The organism is Enterococcus sp. DIV1421a, from assembly GCF_051711025.1.
GTDB lineage: Bacteria > Bacillota > Bacilli > Lactobacillales > Enterococcaceae > Enterococcus_B > Enterococcus_B hirae.
The window spans coordinates 111,551-132,004 of the sequence record NZ_JBIOLU010000001.1; the positions used below are offsets into that span (position 1 = coordinate 111,551).

Annotated in this window: 16 protein-coding genes; 14 read left to right on the forward strand and 2 right to left on the reverse strand. The window is 36.2% G+C overall.

Features of this window, described 5'->3' with window-relative positions; genetic code table 11:
* Positions 1-104: 104 nt before the first annotated feature.
* From rnc to IGK21_RS00600, 9 genes are all read left to right on the forward strand, one after another.
* Entirely contained in the window at positions 105-791 is a 687-nt protein-coding gene (rnc, locus tag IGK21_RS00560; protein WP_010720414.1) for a ribonuclease III, read from the forward strand.
* 21 nt (positions 792-812) lie between these two features.
* Positions 813-4,391, forward strand: coding sequence for a chromosome segregation protein SMC (gene smc / locus IGK21_RS00565; protein ID WP_181914746.1), 3,579 nt, complete (start codon positions 813-815; stop codon positions 4,389-4,391).
* A gap of 8 nt (positions 4,392-4,399) precedes the next feature.
* Positions 4,400-5,209, forward strand: coding sequence for a Cof-type HAD-IIB family hydrolase (locus IGK21_RS00570; RefSeq protein WP_063626406.1), 810 nt, complete (start codon positions 4,400-4,402; stop codon positions 5,207-5,209).
* A 10-nt stretch (positions 5,210-5,219) separates the two neighbouring features.
* Positions 5,220-6,221: a signal recognition particle-docking protein FtsY gene (gene ftsY / locus IGK21_RS00575; RefSeq protein ID WP_181914747.1), complete on the forward strand. Its 1,002-nt coding sequence runs from the start codon at positions 5,220-5,222 to the stop codon at positions 6,219-6,221.
* Positions 6,222-6,482: 261 nt separating this feature from the next.
* Complete coding sequence (gene gshAB / locus IGK21_RS00580; RefSeq protein ID WP_181914748.1) at positions 6,483-8,762, forward strand: bifunctional glutamate--cysteine ligase GshA/glutathione synthetase GshB; 2,280 nt, start codon at positions 6,483-6,485, stop codon at positions 8,760-8,762.
* 311 nt (positions 8,763-9,073) lie between these two features.
* Positions 9,074-9,787: a hypothetical protein gene (locus IGK21_RS00585; RefSeq protein ID WP_181914749.1), complete on the forward strand. Its 714-nt coding sequence runs from the start codon at positions 9,074-9,076 to the stop codon at positions 9,785-9,787.
* Between the two features lie 109 nt (positions 9,788-9,896).
* Entirely contained in the window at positions 9,897-10,910 is a 1,014-nt protein-coding gene (locus IGK21_RS00590) for a DUF3324 domain-containing protein (RefSeq protein WP_181915167.1), read from the forward strand.
* A gap of 151 nt (positions 10,911-11,061) precedes the next feature.
* Entirely contained in the window at positions 11,062-11,268 is a 207-nt protein-coding gene (locus IGK21_RS00595; RefSeq protein WP_034698647.1) for a hypothetical protein, read from the forward strand.
* A gap of 20 nt (positions 11,269-11,288) precedes the next feature.
* Positions 11,289-13,706 (forward strand): BspA family leucine-rich repeat surface protein, encoded by a 2,418-nt coding sequence (locus IGK21_RS00600; protein WP_063626409.1) that lies wholly within the window; start codon positions 11,289-11,291, stop codon positions 13,704-13,706.
* A gap of 219 nt (positions 13,707-13,925) precedes the next feature.
* Here the strand turns inward: IGK21_RS00600 and IGK21_RS00605 are convergent, their stop codons facing one another.
* Entirely contained in the window at positions 13,926-14,372 is a 447-nt protein-coding gene (locus IGK21_RS00605) for a YueI family protein (RefSeq protein ID WP_010720405.1), read from the reverse strand.
* 145 nt (positions 14,373-14,517) lie between these two features.
* Between IGK21_RS00605 and IGK21_RS00610 the strand changes: the two genes are divergently transcribed.
* The 5 genes from IGK21_RS00610 to IGK21_RS00630 all read left to right on the forward strand — a co-directional run bounded on the left by IGK21_RS00610 (position 14,518) and on the right by IGK21_RS00630 (position 19,627).
* On the forward strand, positions 14,518-15,468 hold the full coding sequence (locus IGK21_RS00610; RefSeq protein ID WP_010736816.1) for an ABC transporter permease: 951 nt from the start codon (positions 14,518-14,520) through the stop codon (positions 15,466-15,468).
* Positions 15,461-16,417 carry an iron chelate uptake ABC transporter family permease subunit gene (locus tag IGK21_RS00615; protein ID WP_181914750.1) on the forward strand — a complete coding sequence of 319 codons (957 nt, stop codon included), beginning with the start codon at positions 15,461-15,463 and terminating at the stop codon, positions 16,415-16,417. Before IGK21_RS00610 ends, IGK21_RS00615 begins: the two co-directional genes overlap by 8 nt.
* Positions 16,414-17,169: an iron ABC transporter ATP-binding protein gene (locus tag IGK21_RS00620; protein ID WP_034698655.1), complete on the forward strand. Its 756-nt coding sequence runs from the start codon at positions 16,414-16,416 to the stop codon at positions 17,167-17,169. The genes IGK21_RS00615 and IGK21_RS00620 overlap by 4 nt, the downstream gene beginning before the upstream one ends.
* A 21-nt stretch (positions 17,170-17,190) precedes the next feature.
* Positions 17,191-18,144: a siderophore ABC transporter substrate-binding protein gene (locus tag IGK21_RS00625; RefSeq protein WP_181914751.1), complete on the forward strand. Its 954-nt coding sequence runs from the start codon at positions 17,191-17,193 to the stop codon at positions 18,142-18,144.
* A gap of 277 nt (positions 18,145-18,421) precedes the next feature.
* Positions 18,422-19,627 carry a hypothetical protein gene (locus tag IGK21_RS00630; RefSeq protein WP_034698660.1) on the forward strand — a complete coding sequence of 402 codons (1,206 nt, stop codon included), beginning with the start codon at positions 18,422-18,424 and terminating at the stop codon, positions 19,625-19,627.
* A gap of 325 nt (positions 19,628-19,952) precedes the next feature.
* Here the strand turns inward: IGK21_RS00630 and IGK21_RS00635 are convergent, their stop codons facing one another.
* A complete protein-coding gene (locus tag IGK21_RS00635) occupies positions 19,953-20,249 on the reverse strand; it encodes a hypothetical protein (protein WP_034698663.1) in 297 nt (98 codons plus the stop codon).
* Positions 20,250-20,454 lie beyond the last annotated feature (205 nt).

The window sequence follows — 20,454 nt, forward strand, 5'->3', positions numbered from 1 at the left end:
TTTATTAAACCTTTACTTACCTTTTGTCGGAACCATTTCAAATTTAGACAAAAACCAGTATAATAAGGAAGTATTGAAAAAATATCCATAAAGGAATGTGAAAAATGGACAATCAGCTGACAAATGAATTAAAAGAAAAGTATACTATCGTTTTTCACGATCTCAATCTACTTGAACAAGCTTTTACCCATTCATCCTATGTGAATGAGCATCGCAACCTTCAACTATCAGATAACGAACGATTAGAATTTTTAGGAGATGCCGTATTAGAATTAATGGTTTCAGAATATTTATATCGTTTATATCCAGATATCCCAGAAGGTAAATTAACAAAGACACGTGCGGCGATCGTTCGTGAAGATAGTTTATCCAAGTTTGCCAAAGAATGTGGATTTGATAAATATATCATGTTAGGTAAAGGAGAAGAAAATTCTGGGGGAAGAACCAGACCAGCTCTTCTTTGTGACTTATTTGAAGCCTTTCTAGGTGCTTTGTACCTTGATCAAGGGTTTGAAGCAGCCCATGCCTTTCTTCAAACAGTTGTCTTTCCAAAAGTCAAAGCAGGTGCTTTTTCACATGAGATGGATCATAAAACGAAGTTGCAAGAAGTGTTGCAAAAATCAGGTGATGTATTTATTGAATACCGATTAATAAAAGAGGAAGGTCCGGCACATGAACGGATTTTTTGGATCGAAGTCTATGTAGATGACAAGTTGATTGGGACTGGGCAAGGAAAATCGAAAAAACTAGCAGAACAAGCTGCTGCAGAAAATGCACTGGCAGCACTGTAAAAGTAAGTGAGGGAACGCTTCGTGTATTTAAAACGAATTGAAATAGCTGGATTTAAATCCTTTGCAGATAAAACAGTGATTGATTTTGAAAATAGTGTGACAGCCGTCGTTGGACCAAATGGGAGTGGCAAAAGTAATATCACTGAAGCAATCCGCTGGGTTTTAGGCGAGCAATCTGCTAAGAGCCTTCGAGGTGGGAAAATGCCCGATATTATTTTCGCTGGTTCAGACTCTCGTAAGCCTTTGAATGTGGCAGAAGTTACAGTACTTTTGGATAATTCCGATCATTATTTACCATTGGATTATCAAGAAATCAGCGTGACTCGTCGCTATCGACGAACAGGCGAAAGTGATTTTTTTATCAATAAACAACCTTGTCGATTGAAAGACATACAAGAACTGTTCTTAGATTCAGGTTTAGGAAAAGAATCGTTTTCGATCATTTCACAAGGGAAAGTAGAAGCAATTTTTAGTAGTAAGCCAGAAGACCGTCGAGGAATATTTGAAGAAGCAGCAGGTGTATTAAAATATAAACAACGCAAGAAAAAAGCGGAACAAAAGTTATTTGAAACAGAAGATAATCTTAGTCGAGTGCAAGACATTATTTACGAGTTGCAAGAGCAATTAACACCTCTAGCTGAGCAAAGTGAAATCGCTAAGAAATTTTTGCAGTTAAAAGAAGAATTAACCCAAACGGATATAGCGTTGATGATTACAGAGATCAACGTAGCGAAAAAAGAGTGGGAAGAAAAACAAACTCAGCTGACACAATTCAATCAAGAGCTGACAAAATTAGCGACACATATCCAATCGCAAGAAGCCGTACTATCAGAAAAAAGAAAGCAAAACGCCAAAAAAGACCGTCAAATTGAAAAAGGGCAACAAAGTCTGTTGGCATTGTCTGAAAGATTAAAACAAGCAGAAGGGCAAAAAGATGTCTTAATAGAGCGGACAAAGCATACACAAAAGAGTACGCAAGAATATCAGGCTTCTTTGGCCGAGGCGCAAAAGAAAGTAGCGCATTTTGAGGAACTTCAGGAAAAATTGACAAAAGAAACAACTGAAAAAGAAACAGAAATCCAAGAAGCACAACAACAGTTGATGAAGACACAACAAGAATTGGAAAAATATCAAAAATCAACGAAGGAATTATTATCTGAATTACGAGATCAATATGTTGATTTGATGCAAGAACAAGCGAATGTCGGAAATGAATTGAAATATCTTGAACGTCAATATTTACAAGAAACGTCCAAAAGTAAACAAACATTAGCGAAGCAATCAGAAGTAGAAGCCTCTGTCTTGGCGTTATCCGCTCAAAAACAGGAACTATCTGAAAAACAAGCAAATCTTCAACAAGCTTTAGTTAAGAACCAACATGAGTTGGAAGAAGTTCAAACAAAAGGGAAAACAGTACAAACTAAATTAACCAATGAACAACCTAAAATGTACCAATTGATGAACCAAGTCCAACAATTAAAGGCGCGCCAAAAAAGTTTACAAGAAATCCAAGAAAACTATTTTGGTTTCTACCAGGGCGTTCGGTTAGTTTTACAACATAAACAACAATTATCTGGTATCGTAGGTGCAGTCGCTGAGTTGATTGATGTACCTAGCTCTTTTACCCTTGCAATCGAAACAGCTCTAGGTGGAGCAGCGCAACACGTCATTGTTGAAAACGAACACGATGCACGTCAAGCAATCACTTATTTGAAAAAGCAAAGAGGGGGTAGAGCGACCTTTTTACCGTTAACAACGATTAAACCTAGACAGTTACCTGCGCACGTTCTTTCGCAAGCAGCAGCGGTAGATGGGTTTTTAGGTATCGCAAGTGAACAAGTGACATTCCCTGCAGAAATTCAAACCGTGGTCCACAATTTATTGGGAACGATCTTATTAGCGAAGGATCTAACTAGTGCCAATGCTATTGCTCAGACCATACGATACCAATACCGAGTAGTGTCTCTGGAAGGAGACGTGATGAATGCTGGTGGTTCCATGACGGGTGGAGCAAATAAACGGGGGAATCAAGGCAGTCTCTTCTCTCAAAATCAAGAATTGAAACAGCTGACAGCAGAATATGAACAAGCAGATCAGCAGTTGCAAAATCAAGAAAAAATTGTTCAAGAACTACAAACCAAAGTCGCTGACTTGAGCCAAAAACAAGAAAAGTTGCGTACGCAAAATGAACAATTGCGGTTTGAAGAGCAGGAAATAACGAATCAACTGCAAAATATCACGAATGACTTAGCACGCTTTGAAAAAGAAAAGCAACTCTCAAACTTTGAAACGAGAGAATTGCAACAATTCATCGAAACATATCAAAAACAACAAGCAGAGTTAACGGCAAGACAAAAGGAAATCGAACAACAACGACAACAAATCGATGAAGAGATCAAATCACTGAACCAAGAAAGTGATCAAATGGAAGAAAAACGATCACAAGTCCAAGCACGAAAAGCACAGGAACAAGCAGATTTAGCTGTCTTGAAAGAGCAATTCAATCATTTACAGATCCAATTACGTGGAGCACGTGTTCAAAAAAATGAAGCACTTGAACGTCAGACAAGTTTAGAGCAACAATTAGCAACATTGACTGCAGATTTTTCTGATCATGAAATCACTGAAGAAAGTTTAGCGAGCCAAATCACGGAACTTGCGCAACAGCGTGAAGAACTGCAAGCAGAACTAGTGGCAGTGAAGGAACAACGAGAACGTACGCAAAAAGAAATCGATCAGCTTGAAACAGTACTTGCTGAAAAAAACCAACAACAAAAGCAACAGCTAACAGAACAATCGAAACTGGAAGTGCAAAAAGACCGTGCAGAAATGTTGTTGGATCATCAGCTGAGCTATTTGCAAACGGAATACCAAATCAGCTTTGAAAAAGCTGTCACTGATTACCAGCCAACTTCCGATATTGTAAGTAGTCGCACGAAAGTAGCAGTCTTAAAAGAGCAGATCGCAGACCTTGGACCAGTGAATATCCGTTCGATTGAGCAATTTGAGCAAGTGAATGAACGACATACGTTTTTAGCCACACAACGTGATGATTTGTTATCTGCAAAGAACCAATTGTTTGAAACAATGGAAGAAATGGATGCTGAAGTACGGGCTCGCTTTAAAGAAGTCTTTGAAGCAATCAGGCAAGAGTTTAAAGTAGTCTTTCCTAATATGTTTGGTGGCGGTCGCGCAGAATTGGTATTGACTGACCCATCGGATCTATTAAAAACAGGGATCGAAATCGAAGTGCAACCACCGGGCAAGAAATTACAAAGTCTGAGCTTGCTTTCTGGCGGAGAAAGAGCATTAACTGCTATCGCCTTGCTGTTTTCAATCATCCGAGTTTGTCCTGTTCCATTTTGTATTTTAGACGAAGTAGAAGCTGCGTTAGATGAAGCAAATGTGAAAAGATTCGGACGTTATTTAAGTGATTTCCAAGATGACACTCAATTCATCGTGGTCACACACCGAAAAGGTACCATGGTAGCTGCCGATGTTTTATATGGAGTAACCATGCAAGAATCAGGTGTTTCAAAAATTGTGTCTGTCCGTATGGAAGATATCAATGAAGAAGGAAAAATGGAAACGAAGGTGTAAGGAAATAAATGATTAAATTAATTGCGATCGACTTAGACGGTACATTATTGAATGAAGAAAAACAAATTTCAGATGAGAATAAGCAAGCTTTAGCGAAAGCAAAAGAAAAAGGTGTTAAGATCGTTTTATGTACTGGTCGTCCCTTAGCAGCAATGGCTCATTATTTGCAAGAGTTAGGATTAGTGGACGAAGGGGATTATAGCATCACCTTCAATGGTGGTCTTGTTCAAAAAAATGATACAGGAGAAATCATTGAGAAAAAAGTGATGGAAGTTGCTGATATCCATCGTTTATATGATCTTGCGCAAAAATTGGCATTGCCCTTAGATGTATTATCAGATCATGTGGTTTTACAATTACCGACTGCACCAGGGAAGAAATCTTTATACAACACATTAAATAAATTATTGCAATTTCAACCGGCAAATTTAGCAGATCTGACAGACGAGTTTGTGTTGAATAAAGCAGTTATTGCCTATCCGCAAGCGGAATTAGATCCTAAGATCAAAGAAATACCAGCCGAATTTCATGAACGTTATGAAATCATCAAGACCCGCAGTATGCTTTTAGAATTTATGCCAAAAGGTGTGACAAAAGCTTATGGTATTTCTTTACTAGCAAAAGATTTAGGTTTAGAACCAGCTGAGATCATGGCAATTGGGGATGAAGAAAACGATTTGCCGATGATTGAATACGCTGGAATGGGTGTTGCCATGGCAAATGCCGTCCCATTTGTTAAAGAAGCAGCGAATTATGTTACGTCAAGTAACTTAGAACATGGTGTAGCCAAAGTTATCGAAAAATTTGTTTTAGATTAGGGGGGATCGTATGGGCTTTTTTGATAAAATCAAGCGTGCTTTTACTGGTGAACAACAAGAACCAGAAGAAGTCGAAGTACAAGAGAAATATGATAAAGGGTTAGAAAAAACCAGAAAAACATTTGGCGAACGAATGAATGAATTGTTTGCTAATTTTCGGACAGTAGACGAAGACTTTTTTGAAGAATTAGAAGAAACACTGATTGGTGCGGATGTTGGGTTTGATACGGCTATTCAGATTTCTGAAGCGTTGCGTCAAGAAGTAAAACTGAGAAACGCAAAGAAACCAGCTGAGATCCAAAATGCAATCATTGAAAAATTAGTGGATTTATATGAACAAGAAGGAATCAACGAAGTTAATGAATTAAATCTACAAGAAGAAGGATTAACAGTTATTTTGTTTGTCGGGGTAAACGGTGTTGGAAAAACAACCAGTATCGGAAAACTAGCCCACCAATACAAAAATGAAGGGAAAAAAGTGCTGCTGGCAGCAGCCGATACTTTCCGAGCAGGTGCGATTGACCAATTAGTGGTTTGGGGCGAACGTGCTGGTGTCGAAGTGGTTCGGGGAAATGCTGGTGGCGACCCAGCAGCAGTTGTGTATGATGCGATGGAACGTGCGAAAAATGAACAGGCAGATGTGTTGTTAGTAGATACAGCTGGACGTTTACAAAACAAAGTCAACTTGATGAATGAGTTGGAAAAAATCAAACGTGTCATTCAACGAGAATTACCAGATGCACCTCATGAAACATTACTTGTACTAGATGCGACTACTGGTCAAAATGCAATGGTACAAGCAAAACAATTTAAAGAAACAACTGATGTCACTGGGCTCGTTTTAACCAAACTAGATGGTACAGCCAAAGGTGGGATCGTGTTAGCCATCCGTAATGAACTTCACTTACCGGTGAAATTGGTAGGGCTTGGCGAAGGAATCGATGATCTTGAACCATTTGAACCTAATGATTTTGTTATTGGTTTATTTAAAGGATTGTTGAAAGAAGAGTAAGCAGTTATTCTTTTTATCAGCAAGAAGAGCATTTAGCTAAAAAATTGAATCTTTTTAGCTAGATGCTTTTTCTTATAGAAAGGTAACGGTAATTCTACATATAATGATGGTATTAGTAAGGTATGGGAGTGAACCAACCCAACCGACGAAGTAAGCGTACATAAAATTGGACAGGCTTTTTTTATATTTTGAAACAATTTCATTCTTTTTCTGGCTATTTTTTACTATAATTAGAGGCATACGAACTGGAGGATAATCAACATGAATTTTAAACAATTACTAAAACATCCTAGTTCACGTCCATTTATCGATCAAGCACGTTTTGGTGTAGAACGAGAAGGACAGCGAGTGAACCTTACAGGAGATCTAACACGTACTGATCATCCAAGTGTTTTTGGCGATCGTACGTTTCATCCATATATACAGACAGACTTTAGTGAAACACAAATTGAATTAATTACACCAGTCACCGATTCGATCCATGAGCTTTTCCAATATATGTCAGCCATTTATGATGTTGCTGCTCGCTCAATTCCTGAAAATGAAATGATCTGGCCTTTAAGTATGCCACCAGCATTGCCAGCAAAAGATGAAGACATCATGATTGCAAAATTAGCAAATTTTGAAGATGTGTTATATCGCCGCTATTTAGCTAAAGAATATGGGAAAAGAAAGCAAATGGTTAGTGGTATCCATTTTAATTTTGAATTTGGAGATGATTTGCTTCGATCGTTGTTTGTGCAACAAACAGAGTTTTCGGAGTTTGCTGCTTTTAAAACAGAGCTATATTTGAAAACTGCGCGCAATTTTCTGCGCTATCGGTGGTTGATTACCTATTTTTATGGGGCATCACCATTAAGTGAAGCAAACTATTTCATTGATAAACCAGCTCCTAATGAGCCAGTTCGAAGTATTCGGAATAGTTCGTATGGTTATACGAATCATCCAAATGTCAAAGTTTCGTATGCTTCAATGGAGCAATATTTGTTCGACATTGAAAAGATGGTTGAAGAAGGAAAACTATCAGAAGAAAAAGAATTTTATACGCCACTTCGTTTTCGTGGTGGTAAACGGGTAGCAGATTTAGCTAAAACGGGTGTGCGTTATATCGAATTAAGAAATATCGATTTAAATCCCAATGCACGTTTAGGAATTGATCAAGAACAAGTTCGTTTCTTACAGTTATTTTTAACTTATATGTTATGGACGGAAGAAAAAGAAGCAGCTGATCAATGGGTAGAAGAAGGAACTAGAAAAAATGAAATCGTCTCTCTTGAACATCCTCTAAATCAAACCGAGTTTATCGAGGAAGGCCGTTATCTTTTAACTGATATGAAGAAAATGGCGCTCGAACTTGAGCAACTAGAGGCACTACCATTGATTGAAAAAATGTTAGAAGAACTGGAACGTCCAAGTGAAACATTAGCAGGAACAATCTATCAAGCAGCAAAAGAAAGTAGTCAACATCAGTTTGCTACCTCTTTGGGTCTTTCTTACTATCAAAAAGCGCATGAACGTCCGTATCAACTCGCAGGATTTAGAGAGATGGAGTTGTCTACGCAAATCTTGTTATTTGATGCGATCCAAAAAGGTATTGAAGTGAAAGTGATTGACGAATCGGATCAATTTTTGCGGTTACAGCATCACGATCATATTGAGTACGTGAAAAATGCAAATATGACAAGTAAAGATAGCTATATCGTTCCCTTGATCATGGAAAATAAAACGGTCACTAAAAAAGTCTTGAAAGAAGCCGGCTATCGTGTGCCAAACGGAGCCGAGTTTACGACAATGGAGGAAGCAGTCAAAGCCTATCCAAGATTTGCAAACAAAGCATTTGTCATTAAACCTAAATCAACGAACTATGGACTGGGCATCACGATTTTTAAAGAAGGCGCTGATTTAGCGGACTATCAAGCAGGACTTGCGATTGCCTTTAGCGAAGATCGTTCGATTTTAGTAGAAGAATTTATGCCAGGCACGGAATATCGCTTCTTTGTGATTGATGGCAAAGTCAAAGCAATCATGCTTCGTAAACCTGCGAATGTCGTCGGAGATGGACAACGTACAGTTGCTGAATTGGTCGCTGAAAAGAATCTTGATCCTTTAAGAGGCACAAATCATCGAGCACCTTTAGAGCTAATTCAATTAGGAGAATTAGAGCAACTGATGTTAAAAGAACAAGGTCTTACCGTTTCTTCTGTTCCCCAGAAAGATCAGGTTGTTTATCTACGAGAAAATTCTAATATTAGTACAGGTGGCGATTCGATTGATGTCACAGACGAATTTTCTGAAAGTTATAAGCAGATAGCTGTTTCTGCAGTTGAAGCTTTAGGCGCAAAAATTAGTGGAATCGATTTGATTATTCCGGACAAAGAGGTAGCACCGGAAAACAGCGCTACTGCTTATGGGATTATCGAAGCTAACTTTAATCCAGCAATGCATATGCACGTGTACCCATTTGCAGGTAAAGGGAGAAGATTGACTTTAGACGTGTTGCATTTATTGTATCCTGAACTTAATATCCTGACTCAAAATTAATCACATTATGGCAAAACTCACTAGTTAAAAATATCCCATAGAATCCAGAAAATAAGGGTGTTATTTTCGGATTTTATGGGTTTTTTTATGCATCGGGTTGCTAAGTACACGATTTATTTTTAAAAGTCATATGTAAAAAGTTAGTGTCATCTGTTTTTCTTAGTGATTTGTTTTTTAATTTTTTTAAAAATAAGTGTGAAATCAAAAAAAAAACAAAAAAAACTGAATCTAGTTTAATGATACGCTTTTTTTGTTCAATCAGGACAGTATAAAAATACCCAATGTGTGAAAAAAGAAAGTGAGTGAAATAAATGAAAAAAAGTACTTTTTTAATCAGCACTGGCTTGTTGGCTTCTTTTTTATTAATTAATAATCCAAGGGTATACGCAGCAAGCACAACTACGACTCCGAGTCCAGCAACAGCTGAAACACCGATCAGTGCGCCACTTGAATTACCAACGAATGGTGGGAGTAATCCAACGCCACCAAGTAATACGAAAGATCCTGCCAGCTCATCTGATCCAGGGAATAAATCAAATAATCCTACGGTTGCCTTTGGGATTGCTTATGAACCAGGTACTTTTACAATCCCGTCAACAAAATTATTGGAAACTGGCTCTCAAACGATCCCTGTGACCATGCCGCAAAATTCTGGCACATTTGATGTCGGGGTCAAAGACAAAACTCGGGAAACTATGGGATGGTCTTTAAAAGCACAAGTTGTTTGGGATAATGGAGAAAAAGGAATGTCGATTCAAACTGCCCATACTGGAACTAATGCGAAGGTCAATACTGGAAATGGTCAGTTAGTGGACGCTCCAGCTGGTTCAGTTACTGCTGTGCCAAATGTTGAGATTACATCAGATGCTCAAGTTTTATTGATGTCAGGAACACAGGGATTTGTGCATAATGACACCTATGATTATGGATTAGGACAAGTGTCTCTTAAAATAGCAAATACAAAAACTACGCCAGCAGGGACACATACAGGACATGTCGAATGGAATCTATCGGTTGCTCCATAATTACCTTAAGAAGGGAAAGGACTTACTCTTTTCCTTTTTTTGATTATTGGCAGACCAAGCTTTTGATCAAAGAGCTGCTGATAATCAAAAAAAGGAAGGAAGAACGGTATTGTTAAAAAAAGTGCAATCAATCATCTTATTTCTTATGTTTATGTTTATTGGTACGTTGGATGTTCAGGCAGAAGAAATAATGGGAGGCTATACGATCGAACGTATTCCCAATGTGCATCAAATTGATACTAATTTAGGCTATTTTTATCTATGTGAGCAACCAGGTACACAAGATCAATTGGGTGTTAAATTGATCAATAGTTCAAATCAGGAGAAACTATTAACGATTAAAGTTACAAACGCAAATACCAATGTGAATGGTTTGTTAGATTATACAGGTACGATAAAAGACAACAAAGATTTGAAATTACCATTGACTTCGATCGTCAAAGCGACACAGTCAGAAGTCAAAGTACCAGCAAAGAGTGAAGTAAAGACCTCTCTTACGGTTACATTACCCAAAGAAAAATTTCCCGGTGTGGTCGTCGGAGGAATCGTGGTTTCTGAGAAAGCTGAAAAAACACCAAAAGACCAGAAAAAAGAAGTATCAATCGAAAATACGTATAACTACACATTAGGAGTAGTTTTAACCAACAATGCAAAAACCAAAATGAATCAACCTATTTCTGTTACTTTAGAAAAAGTCGCTCCGATTTTATCAAATGGAAGAAAAATCATTCAAGCAGATATTTTAAATCCTAACCCTTATATATTTGATCAAGCAACTGTTGCAGGTAAAATTCTTGAAAAAAATACAGATAAAGTCATCAAAGAGCAACAAAAAACAAATGTAAATATTGCACCTTATTCAGTCTATCCTTTTCAATTTGATTGGAAAAAGGATGAACTAAAAGCAGGGACATATGTTTTTACTGGTTCAGTTAAGGCAGGTGGCAAGGAATGGTTATTTAGCAAAGAATTTACGATCAATCCAACAACGGCTAATGATATCAATGAACAGTCGCTTTATCACGTTGTTGTTCCTCAATGGCTCCAAATTAGTTGGATCATTCTCTTTTTAGTCAATGTAGCTGGCATCAGTTATCTCATTATAAGATATAAGAAAAATTAATGAGTACTCATTCTATTTTTCGTTTATATCCATTTTTAGAAAAAATAGGAGTATGAATGATTTACTTTATGAACAGAAATAACATACTTTCAAAGGAGGAATCAAATAAGTATAAGTCTTATATTTATTTGATTGGAAGGAGTGAACAATTATGTATACGATACCGATTTTTATTATTTCAACGGGTATTCTCTTCATGGGCTTAGCCATTTACCTATTTTTAATGAATTATAAAAGAGTGATTATAGGAGAAGAAAATAAAACGATTCTTTATCTTAATACACTAATTCTTATTACTTCAATTTGTTTCATCTTATTAGGTATTGGTTACTTTTTCGTTGTGGCGAAACAATTATAAGTGAAGAGGAGCTGACTGATTTGAGAAAAATAAAATATGTTTCGATCATGATGATTTTGTTAGGAAATATGGTTTATTATGGACAATCAGGCTTTGCAGATAGCCAAACAGAGCAAACAGCGACTGCCGTTGAAAACAACGACTTGAAGCAAGTAGTAGAATCGCCAACGGGAGGAATTCATCAGGGAGTCTATCAACACATCAACTATCTATTGAATGATTCAGAACTAACGCTGTCAGGATTGTCAGACAATACCCAAGTCCCAGCCATCGTGATTAATTCTTCATTTTTAGATGCTATTCAACCAAATATAAAAAAACTAATCTTATCTCCACAATTTTTGAGAGATATCAACAAAAATGAAGTGCATTCTTTGACGGTATCTGCTGATCTTCCTTTCGCCCCTTGTATTGCTAGTGATCAGGGAAATAGTGTCAACTTGTCACAAGTATTTTTTAGAAATCAAACACTTAGAAATGTTGATTTTGGGCAGACTGATTTTAGTCAAGTGACTAATACAAGTGAAATGTTTAAAAACTGTGCGCAATTACAATCTGTAAAGATCAACAAACTTGATGCGACTAATCTATCAGGTATGTTTATGAATTGTCCGAATTTAACACAAGTGACAATCTTAGAAAATGAAATGCCAGAAGATTTGAGTGATATGTTTAATGATTGTCCACAGTTAACAAAAATTGAGGGAATCAACAATTGGAAGACAACCATGATTAAAAGTGTCAAAGGATTCGTCACTAATTGTCACGCATTAAAAAATTTAGATTTAAGTCATTGGCCAGTTTCATTGCAGAATCAATTGCAAGAACAACTAGCAAACAGTGTCATTTTAAAAGACCTAATGAATGAACATTCTATTGAGGGAAGTTACGTAGCGACATCGCCTGTAGATCAAATAACTTCCTCTGTTACAGCAGCAACCGGTACTGTATCGGAATGGCAATATCAGTTGACGCCACAAAAGGATCGTTATCTTTTAACGAAATACATTGGAAAGAGCCAAGAAATCGTTGTGCCTACAGTAATCAATGGAAAGCCGACTATTTTGAACAATATCAACACTGCAGTTTTCCCTAATTATAAATCGATTACCAGTTTTAAAATTGCTTCGGGGAATAAAGTACCAATTCAAACGACAGATTTAAGACATGCTTTTCAATTTTGGTCGAATTTAAAGGAAGTAGATTTGACGGGATTGGATGTTAGTACAGTGACAAACACAGGAGCGATGTTTGCTAATGATCCCCTTTTAACTAAAGCAAATCTGAGTGGTTGGGATACTTCCCATATTATAGATATGAATTATATGTTCAATGCAGATCGAAAATTACAAGAATTAGAACTAGCAAATTGGGATGTTCGTCAAGTAGTAAATATGGATCATATGTTTTCTTATTTATCTAGTGTAAAAAAATTAGATTTGAGCTCTTTTCAAACCGAAAAAGTAAAGATTATGAACAGCATGTTTCTTGGCATGAATGAGTTAAACTTATTAGATTTAAGACAATTTGATCTGACGAATGTCACTGATACTACTAATATCTTTACTACAGACAACAAGACCCCACTATTAGTTATTGCCAAAGATAATAAACTATTGAATTATAATTATCTTTCAAATAATCGGATAATCGCTGGTCCTACTTTTGATGCCAACGGGGGGACGTTTGAAGATAATAGTATAACAAAACACTATTTCCAATCTGTTGCGGTTTCTCCTACCGATCCTAAACTACAAATGGCAACACTTGATCAATTCAAAGCTACTCTAGTCGCTGAGAAACCAAATAGCATTTTTATCGGCTGGAACATAAAAGAAGGGGGCAGTGGAAATCAGGTGACAGACTTACTCAATACGACTTATCAAGCCATCTGGTCACCATTACCAGAAATGCCATCTCCTTCAGACAATATGAGACCGGGAACAACAAGTTCATTTGGACTTTCTTATATCCCTAAGAAATTTAGCTTTCTTGAAACACCATTAAAAGAATCAGGAGAGCAATATATTCCATTTATTAAACAAACTTCTTTTGATGTCGGTGTATGTGATGAGAGTCAAACTAATAATAGTTGGTCACTACAAGCGCAACTTGTTTGGGATAGCGCTCAGGAGATTCCAACAAGCTCGATCGTCCTAACTAACCAAGGTATCGTGAAGAAAAATATCAATGATGGAAATGCGCCATTTAATCCTAGTACGGACTTGGTTGATTGTGGTAGTGAAGTCCAAGGTACTATTTCACCAGAAATAAAAACGGATAGCCCAACCGTTATAATGAAAGCTACTCAAGCAATTCATACCTCTGTCTATAATTATGATTTAGGAAATGTCTCGCTCAAAATCACTGATGCAAAGGTAGCACAACCCGGAAATTATACGGGGCACGTTGAATGGAATTTAGTTAATGCCCCTTAAAATTGATTGAATAGTTATGAAGATCAAAAGAAATTAGCTATGGGATAACATAGGTGAAAGATTTTTTACTGAATGAGGTATGTTGTAGATTGAAAATAGTGTTCAACGCCAAAAAAAGAGAAGATACTTAAATTGCTTGTCAATTTTAGTATCTTCTCTTTTTTAGAGATTGTTTTGAGTATCATGCCTTTTATGGGGAATATGACAGTCAGCATAAGCTTAAAATAGTCGTTCCCAAAAGCTTTTTTTCTTCGGCTGTTCTTTTGGAGAAAGAGACTCTTGTTTGGGATATTTCTTTTCTACATCAATGACTGGCTCGTTGACCGCTTCTTTAGCAGCGACTAATAAACCAAAGCTATTGGGATCATCAGATACATAATCATTAACGATCGTAAAGCGTACATTTTGTTTGGTAGCAAGTTGGATATATTGATTCTGGATCGTTAAAGGTAGCGAGCCATTCAGAAGAACCGTAACATCGGGTTGTTTTTCGATTTCTTTGAGAAAGTTTTCTTTGTTTATAGGATCTTTCATCTCAGCTACAGTCATACTTAAATAGCAACGTTCACGGAATGTCCCCATATATTTATGTTGTTCCTCCGGATTAACTAATGGTGTACCATACATCCCCTTATCTAAGTGGCTTTGTACATCATCTTTTGACATCAAAATATCCTCCTTTTCATTGTATAGCTAATAAAAGTATAACATACAAACAATTGAAGTTTGAAAGGAAAAAAAGCGGTTGCTTTTGTTCATCTGTTCACTTAGAATAAGAATGAGAATCATTATCAATTACAGGAGGGGTTTGATGCGCTACGGTTGGCTCATAGGGTTGTTAGGTTTACTGACTATCAGCTCATTATTTATTGGTGTCTCAACGATTCAAGTAATTGATTTGCTTCAATTCAAAGGACAAAGCACGCAATTGTTTCTTGCCACTCGTCTGCCACGAACGGTTTGCCTGATCCTTGCAGGAGCAACTAGCAGTATTTGTGGCTTGATCATGCAACATTTGACGCAAAATAAATTTGTTTCGCCTACCACAGCTGGAACGATGGATAGTGCAAGATTGGGTATTTTAGTGGTGATGCTTTTTTTACCAAATGCACCGTTGCTTTTACGTTCATTTACCGCTTTTTTGTTTGCTTTTGGTGGGACACTTTTATTTCTTTTTTTGGCACAAACGTTACCTCAAAAGAATCAACTGATGTTACCATTGATCGGTGTCATGTTAGGTAATATCATCGGCTCCATTGCCACTTTTTTTGCTTATCAATTTCAATTGATCCAAAATATGTCTTCTTGGTTACAGGGGAATTTTGCCACGATTATACGTGGAAATTATGAATTGCTTTATGTAACCGTTCCATTATTAATCGTTATTTCTTTCTTTGCTTATCGATTTACGATTGTTGGATTGGGGGAGTCATTTGCGGTCAATTTAGGGATTGACTATAAAAAAATGCAGTTACTAGGGATCGGTCTCGTTTCTTTGGCTAGTGCGATTGTTTTGATCATGGTGGGAAGTATTCCATTTTTAGGGGTAATCATTCCAAATATCACAGCCCGTTTATATGGAGATCAAGTACATAAAACAATTGGTATTACTGCATTGTTGGGAAGTGTTTTCTTACTTTTTTGTGATATCGTTGCTCGCTTGGTGATCTACCCTTACGAAATCCCAGTAAGTGTGATCGTGGGGATCTTCGGGGCAATTATTTTTCTCTATTTGTTGGTTAGGAGGAAAAAATATGCTTAAAAAAAGGGGCGTATTCATTGGACTGTTGCTTCTTGTCCTCTTAGTGATTATGAGCTATTTAACGATCAACACTTATGGAAATTGGCAATTTGCTTGGGCCTTACGGAGTAAAAAAATCGTTGCTTTTTTACTTGTTGCGTTAGCCACCAGTAGTGCCACGATCAGTTTTCAGACAATTACCCAAAATCAGTTTTTGACACCCTCAGTATTAGGACTAGATTCTCTCTATGTCTTAGTTCAAACGGTCCTTTTCTTTATCGTTGGGGGTGTGACCATGCTTCAGCAAACAGGGACTGGCTTTTTTTTGACCAATATTGCGTTAATGGTTGGCTTGAGTCAATTACTCTTTTTCTTTTTACTAAAGAAAGGACAAACGAACTTGTTTTTGCTTTTGATGACTGGTGTCATCTTAGGGACTTTGTTCAGTAGTGTTAGTACATTTCTACAAGTGGTGATGGACCCAAACGAATATGATTTATTACAAGGAAAATTATTTGCTAGTTTTGGGAACATCCCTAGTCATTATCTAGTACCAGCAACTATATTGATTAGTGGTACATGGCTCTTTTTGTTTTATAAAAGTCGTTATTTAGATGTTTTTCATCTAGGGCAAGAGCAGGCAATCAATTTAGGAATCGATACAGAGCGATTTCAATTTTTAATCCTGTGCGGTGTCAGTCTTTTAACAGGGACAGCAACGGCATTAGTAGGACCATTAACTTTTTTAGGTTTTATTGTAGCGAATGTTAGTTATCGATTATTTGCGACTTATCGGCATCGAGAGTTGTTTTTAGGTAGTTTTTTGGTTGCGTTACTGTTTTTGGTGGGGGGACAACTGCTGGTTGAACAAATTTTTAAATGGAATACCACTGTCAGTGTCATCGTAGAATTTTCAGGAGGACTGTACTTTATGATCAAACTGATTCGAGAAAGGAAGACAATTGGATGATCGATTTAAAAAAGGTCAATAAAAGTTACCATGACAAACGGGTAGTCAAAGATGTCGATGTCTCTATCCATGACCAAAGATTAACGGCTTTTATTGGTCCCAATGGTGCTGGTAAATCAACGGTTTTATCCATGATTAGTCGTTTGATTGCGAAAGATACTGGGGAAATCTATCTTGATCATAATGAAGTGAAAGCCTGGCGATCAAAAGAATTAGCTCAAAAATTAGCCATTTTACGCCAATCAAATGGCATCAGTATGCAAATCACAGTGGAAGAATTGGTAGAATTTGGGCGCTTTCCTTATACAAAAGGCAAGCTAACTACAAAGGATCAACAAATCGTGGCGGAAGCTTTGCAACACTTAGGTTTAACCTCCTTAAAAAACCAGATGATCCATACGCTTTCGGGTGGGCAATTACAACGAGCTTATATAGCGATGGTGTTAGCCCAAGATACCGATTATATCTTACTTGATGAACCGTTAAATAATTTGGATATGAATTTTGCTGTTCAGATCATGCAAATTTTACAACACTTAGTTCGAGATTTAGGGAAAACGATCATTATTGTGCTTCATGATATCAATTTTGCAGCAAGCTATGCGGATGAGATCATTGCCATGAAAAATGGGGAACTGTTTATTCAAGGAGCCACCAATGAAATTATCCAAAAGAACATCTTAGATGAATTATATGAAATGGACATTCGAGTTTGCGAGATTGAAGGACGCAGATTCTGTCTTTATTTTTAAAATAGCAGAAGGAGAATCGGAATGAAAAAATTAGTTGTCAGTTTTTTATTAGTAGCAACAGTAGCGTTAGCAGCATGTGGTAGCAATGCGGGAAATACTACGACAAATACGAAAACCAGTGGCGGAGAAGTTCAATCTTCTTTGACCGTAAAAGACAGTAATGGTGAGAAAATTGAAGTTAAACAAAAACCTCAAAAAGTCGTCGTCTTTGATAATGGTTCTTTAGATACTTTGGATGCATTAGGAGTGGGGGATAAAGTCGTTGGTGCGGCCACGAAGAATTTACCAGACTATTTGGCAAAATATAAAGAAGTGGATTCCGCAGGCGGACTTAAAGAACCTGATTTAGAAAAAATCAACCAAATGCAACCTGATTTGATCATTATCTCAGGGAGACAAAGCGATTATCAAGAGGAATTAAACAAAATTGCGCCTACTTTATATTTAGCTGTTGATTCAAGCAAGCCATGGGAATCGATACAACAAAATGTTCAAACCTTAGGAAAGATTTTTGATCGAGAAGATCAAGCCGAGGCAGGACTTACCGATTTAACTAAAAAAATCAATGAGATAAAAGAAAAAACAAGTAATCTTGATCAAACTGCGTTAGTGACGTTAGTCAATGAAGGACAAATATCCGCCTATGGTTCAGGATCACGCTTCGGACTTGTTCATGATGTCTTTGGTTTTAAACAAGCAGATGAACATATTGAAGCTTCTACTCATGGACAAAGCGTCTCTTATGAATATGTATTAGACAAAAATCCTGGTATTCTTTTTGTGGTAGATCGTACGAAAGCGATCGGTGGCGATGACAGTAAGGATAATGTCGCTGCGAATGAGTTGATTGCACAAACGGATGCAGGTAAACATCATAAAGTGATTTCGCTACAGCCAGACGTTTGGTATCTAAGTGGTGGAGGCTTAGAATCCATGAAATTAATGATTGAAGATGTTGCTCAAGCCTTGAAATAAAGTAAAAATGAGATGGGACGATTGTTATCGGTCTCATTTTCTTTATATATAAAAAAATATTAGATTCTATAGATGGTGGAGTAATCTTTTTTATAGTCATAACGGGATGTGCTCATATTTATGTAAGCTTAGAACAACTATTTCTTTCTTGAGGAAAAAATTAATGAATATTATATCTTCAACTATGCTATATTTGTTAGCAACTCCCACTAATGAATCGAATAAAGTTTTTTAAATTATTCATCTTAATCTCTACATATGAAAGGAATTGAATTATATGGATGATTATCAACGTCGTTATGAGCTTTTAGCCCTGACCTTAGGGTTAAAACATAATACCAACTTATACTATAGAATGGAAGATGCTGTCAAAGAGCACAAGAGAGACGGTGATACTGGCACAGAGGACGAAGTGATGCTACTTTCTACCTACAAAAAAATGATTGAACAGGATACTGATGGGTTCTTTATTGATGAAAATAGGAAAGAACACATTCTTTCGTCATTAACAAAAACACTAGATTTTTGTAATGCACCAAGTACTACTGCATCGTTACAAATACTGGAAAGTCTTAAAACAAATGATCCTACGTCATTTTTGATTGTACCACTTGCCTATCCTCTTTATTCTGGTAAAGGACATTGTTCTGGATTAATAATATATAAACATGGAAATTGTTATGACGTAGTAATGGTTGATAAAGCGAAACTATTTAATCATCAATTTCCTGTTGGACTTGTAACCATCTATGCTGAAAGAATAGATCAGCTTAATCATGTACTTTATTTAAGTAATAAGTTTGCTCTACCAACGATACAACCTTTCGAAGAATTAAAGAAATTAGTTCACATATCAACAAAAAAGTGTGTTTCTAGGCTTAACGTTGATATGTCACTTCAAAATGTTGGAAACTGCATTGTTAACGAGGTAGAATCTACACTTAAAGTAGCTCTTTTTAACTGTCAAAAAAGTATTCTGTCATATTCTCATTCTAAACCAACATTGAGACCTAAATGGAACTCTTGCCCTAATTCAACTTTAGAGATGAGAAAACGATTTCTTAAGGCTTTGAAAACTAATAAACATGAACAAAATAAGTCTTTTGACTATATTTTTAACAATTATTATCTGAAGCGAAAAAATCATCCAAAAAATGTAAAATTACAACAGAAGATGATGAAATTAGAAAAAATACGAAGTCAAAGAAAAAATAATATATATAAAAAAATAAAATACATAGTTTTAAAAAGAAGATATAACAATATTTATAAAAGAAATTGGAGGCTTTATAAACGGAATAAAATTGTTGAAGAATTTAAAAAAGATTCTCGTATTGTAGGAATCAACAATGAACAAATGCCACCTTCTATACCTCAATTAAAAAAAATGGGAGATATTCTTACCTTACCTAGACAACAAAGAACTGAGCCTTCGTTACAATCATATGTTGTAAAGCAAGAGAAATACTTTTCTAGAACATAAGCTTGTTTAATAAAAGTACATTTTTTTTTAAGGAAGATTAATGGTTATGGATTTGTATATAGATATATATATTTAGAAGATTTAAATAGGAGAAAAAATGAGACTGTCAGAAAATAATCTGTCAGTCTCTCTTTTGGTTATAAAGCAAGCTATTAGTAGCATTTAGGGAAGTCTGTCTTCAACATAAATTCATTTTCGACTTCATAAGGATTAATTCTAGGTTGATGCTGGGTAAATAATCGTGTGAAAAATTTTTTTATCATCTCGTTCGCCTCCTATGGTGTTGATAAGGATAATAAACGAAACATAAATAAAACTTAAATTTTTATCCTTTTGTTTCAGCTAATGTTTGGTAATTTAAAATTGTCATCGTACGATAGAATTCAGCTGGTAAATGTGCCCACCGTTGTAATAATTGGGAAAAATAACTTTTTCCGGCTTTGATTTTATACTCACCGAGTACTAAGCCAAAAGACGGCATTAGTTTTTTTGATAATTGTTTAAATGTCGTGAGGGCTTGTTCTTTATCCTCGTTGACAAATAAGGTTTTTACTTCAATATAAGATCCTTCAATATTTTGGGTTTCTTCAATAAAATAGATTTTTTTCGTATATTCTCTCATAGGAACTCCTCCGATATCCATTGTATTTATTGGTTATTTCAACGATAACGAAAAGATGTTAATAAAACGTGAACAAAAAATTATTCTTTTTCAAGCAATGATTAAGGATTTTTTATTTTGAACTTTCCAGTCCTTTATTTTAGGCAGGTTTAAGAATTCTTTCGACGGAAGTAGTTGAAAGTTATAACAAATTTCGCTACAGTTA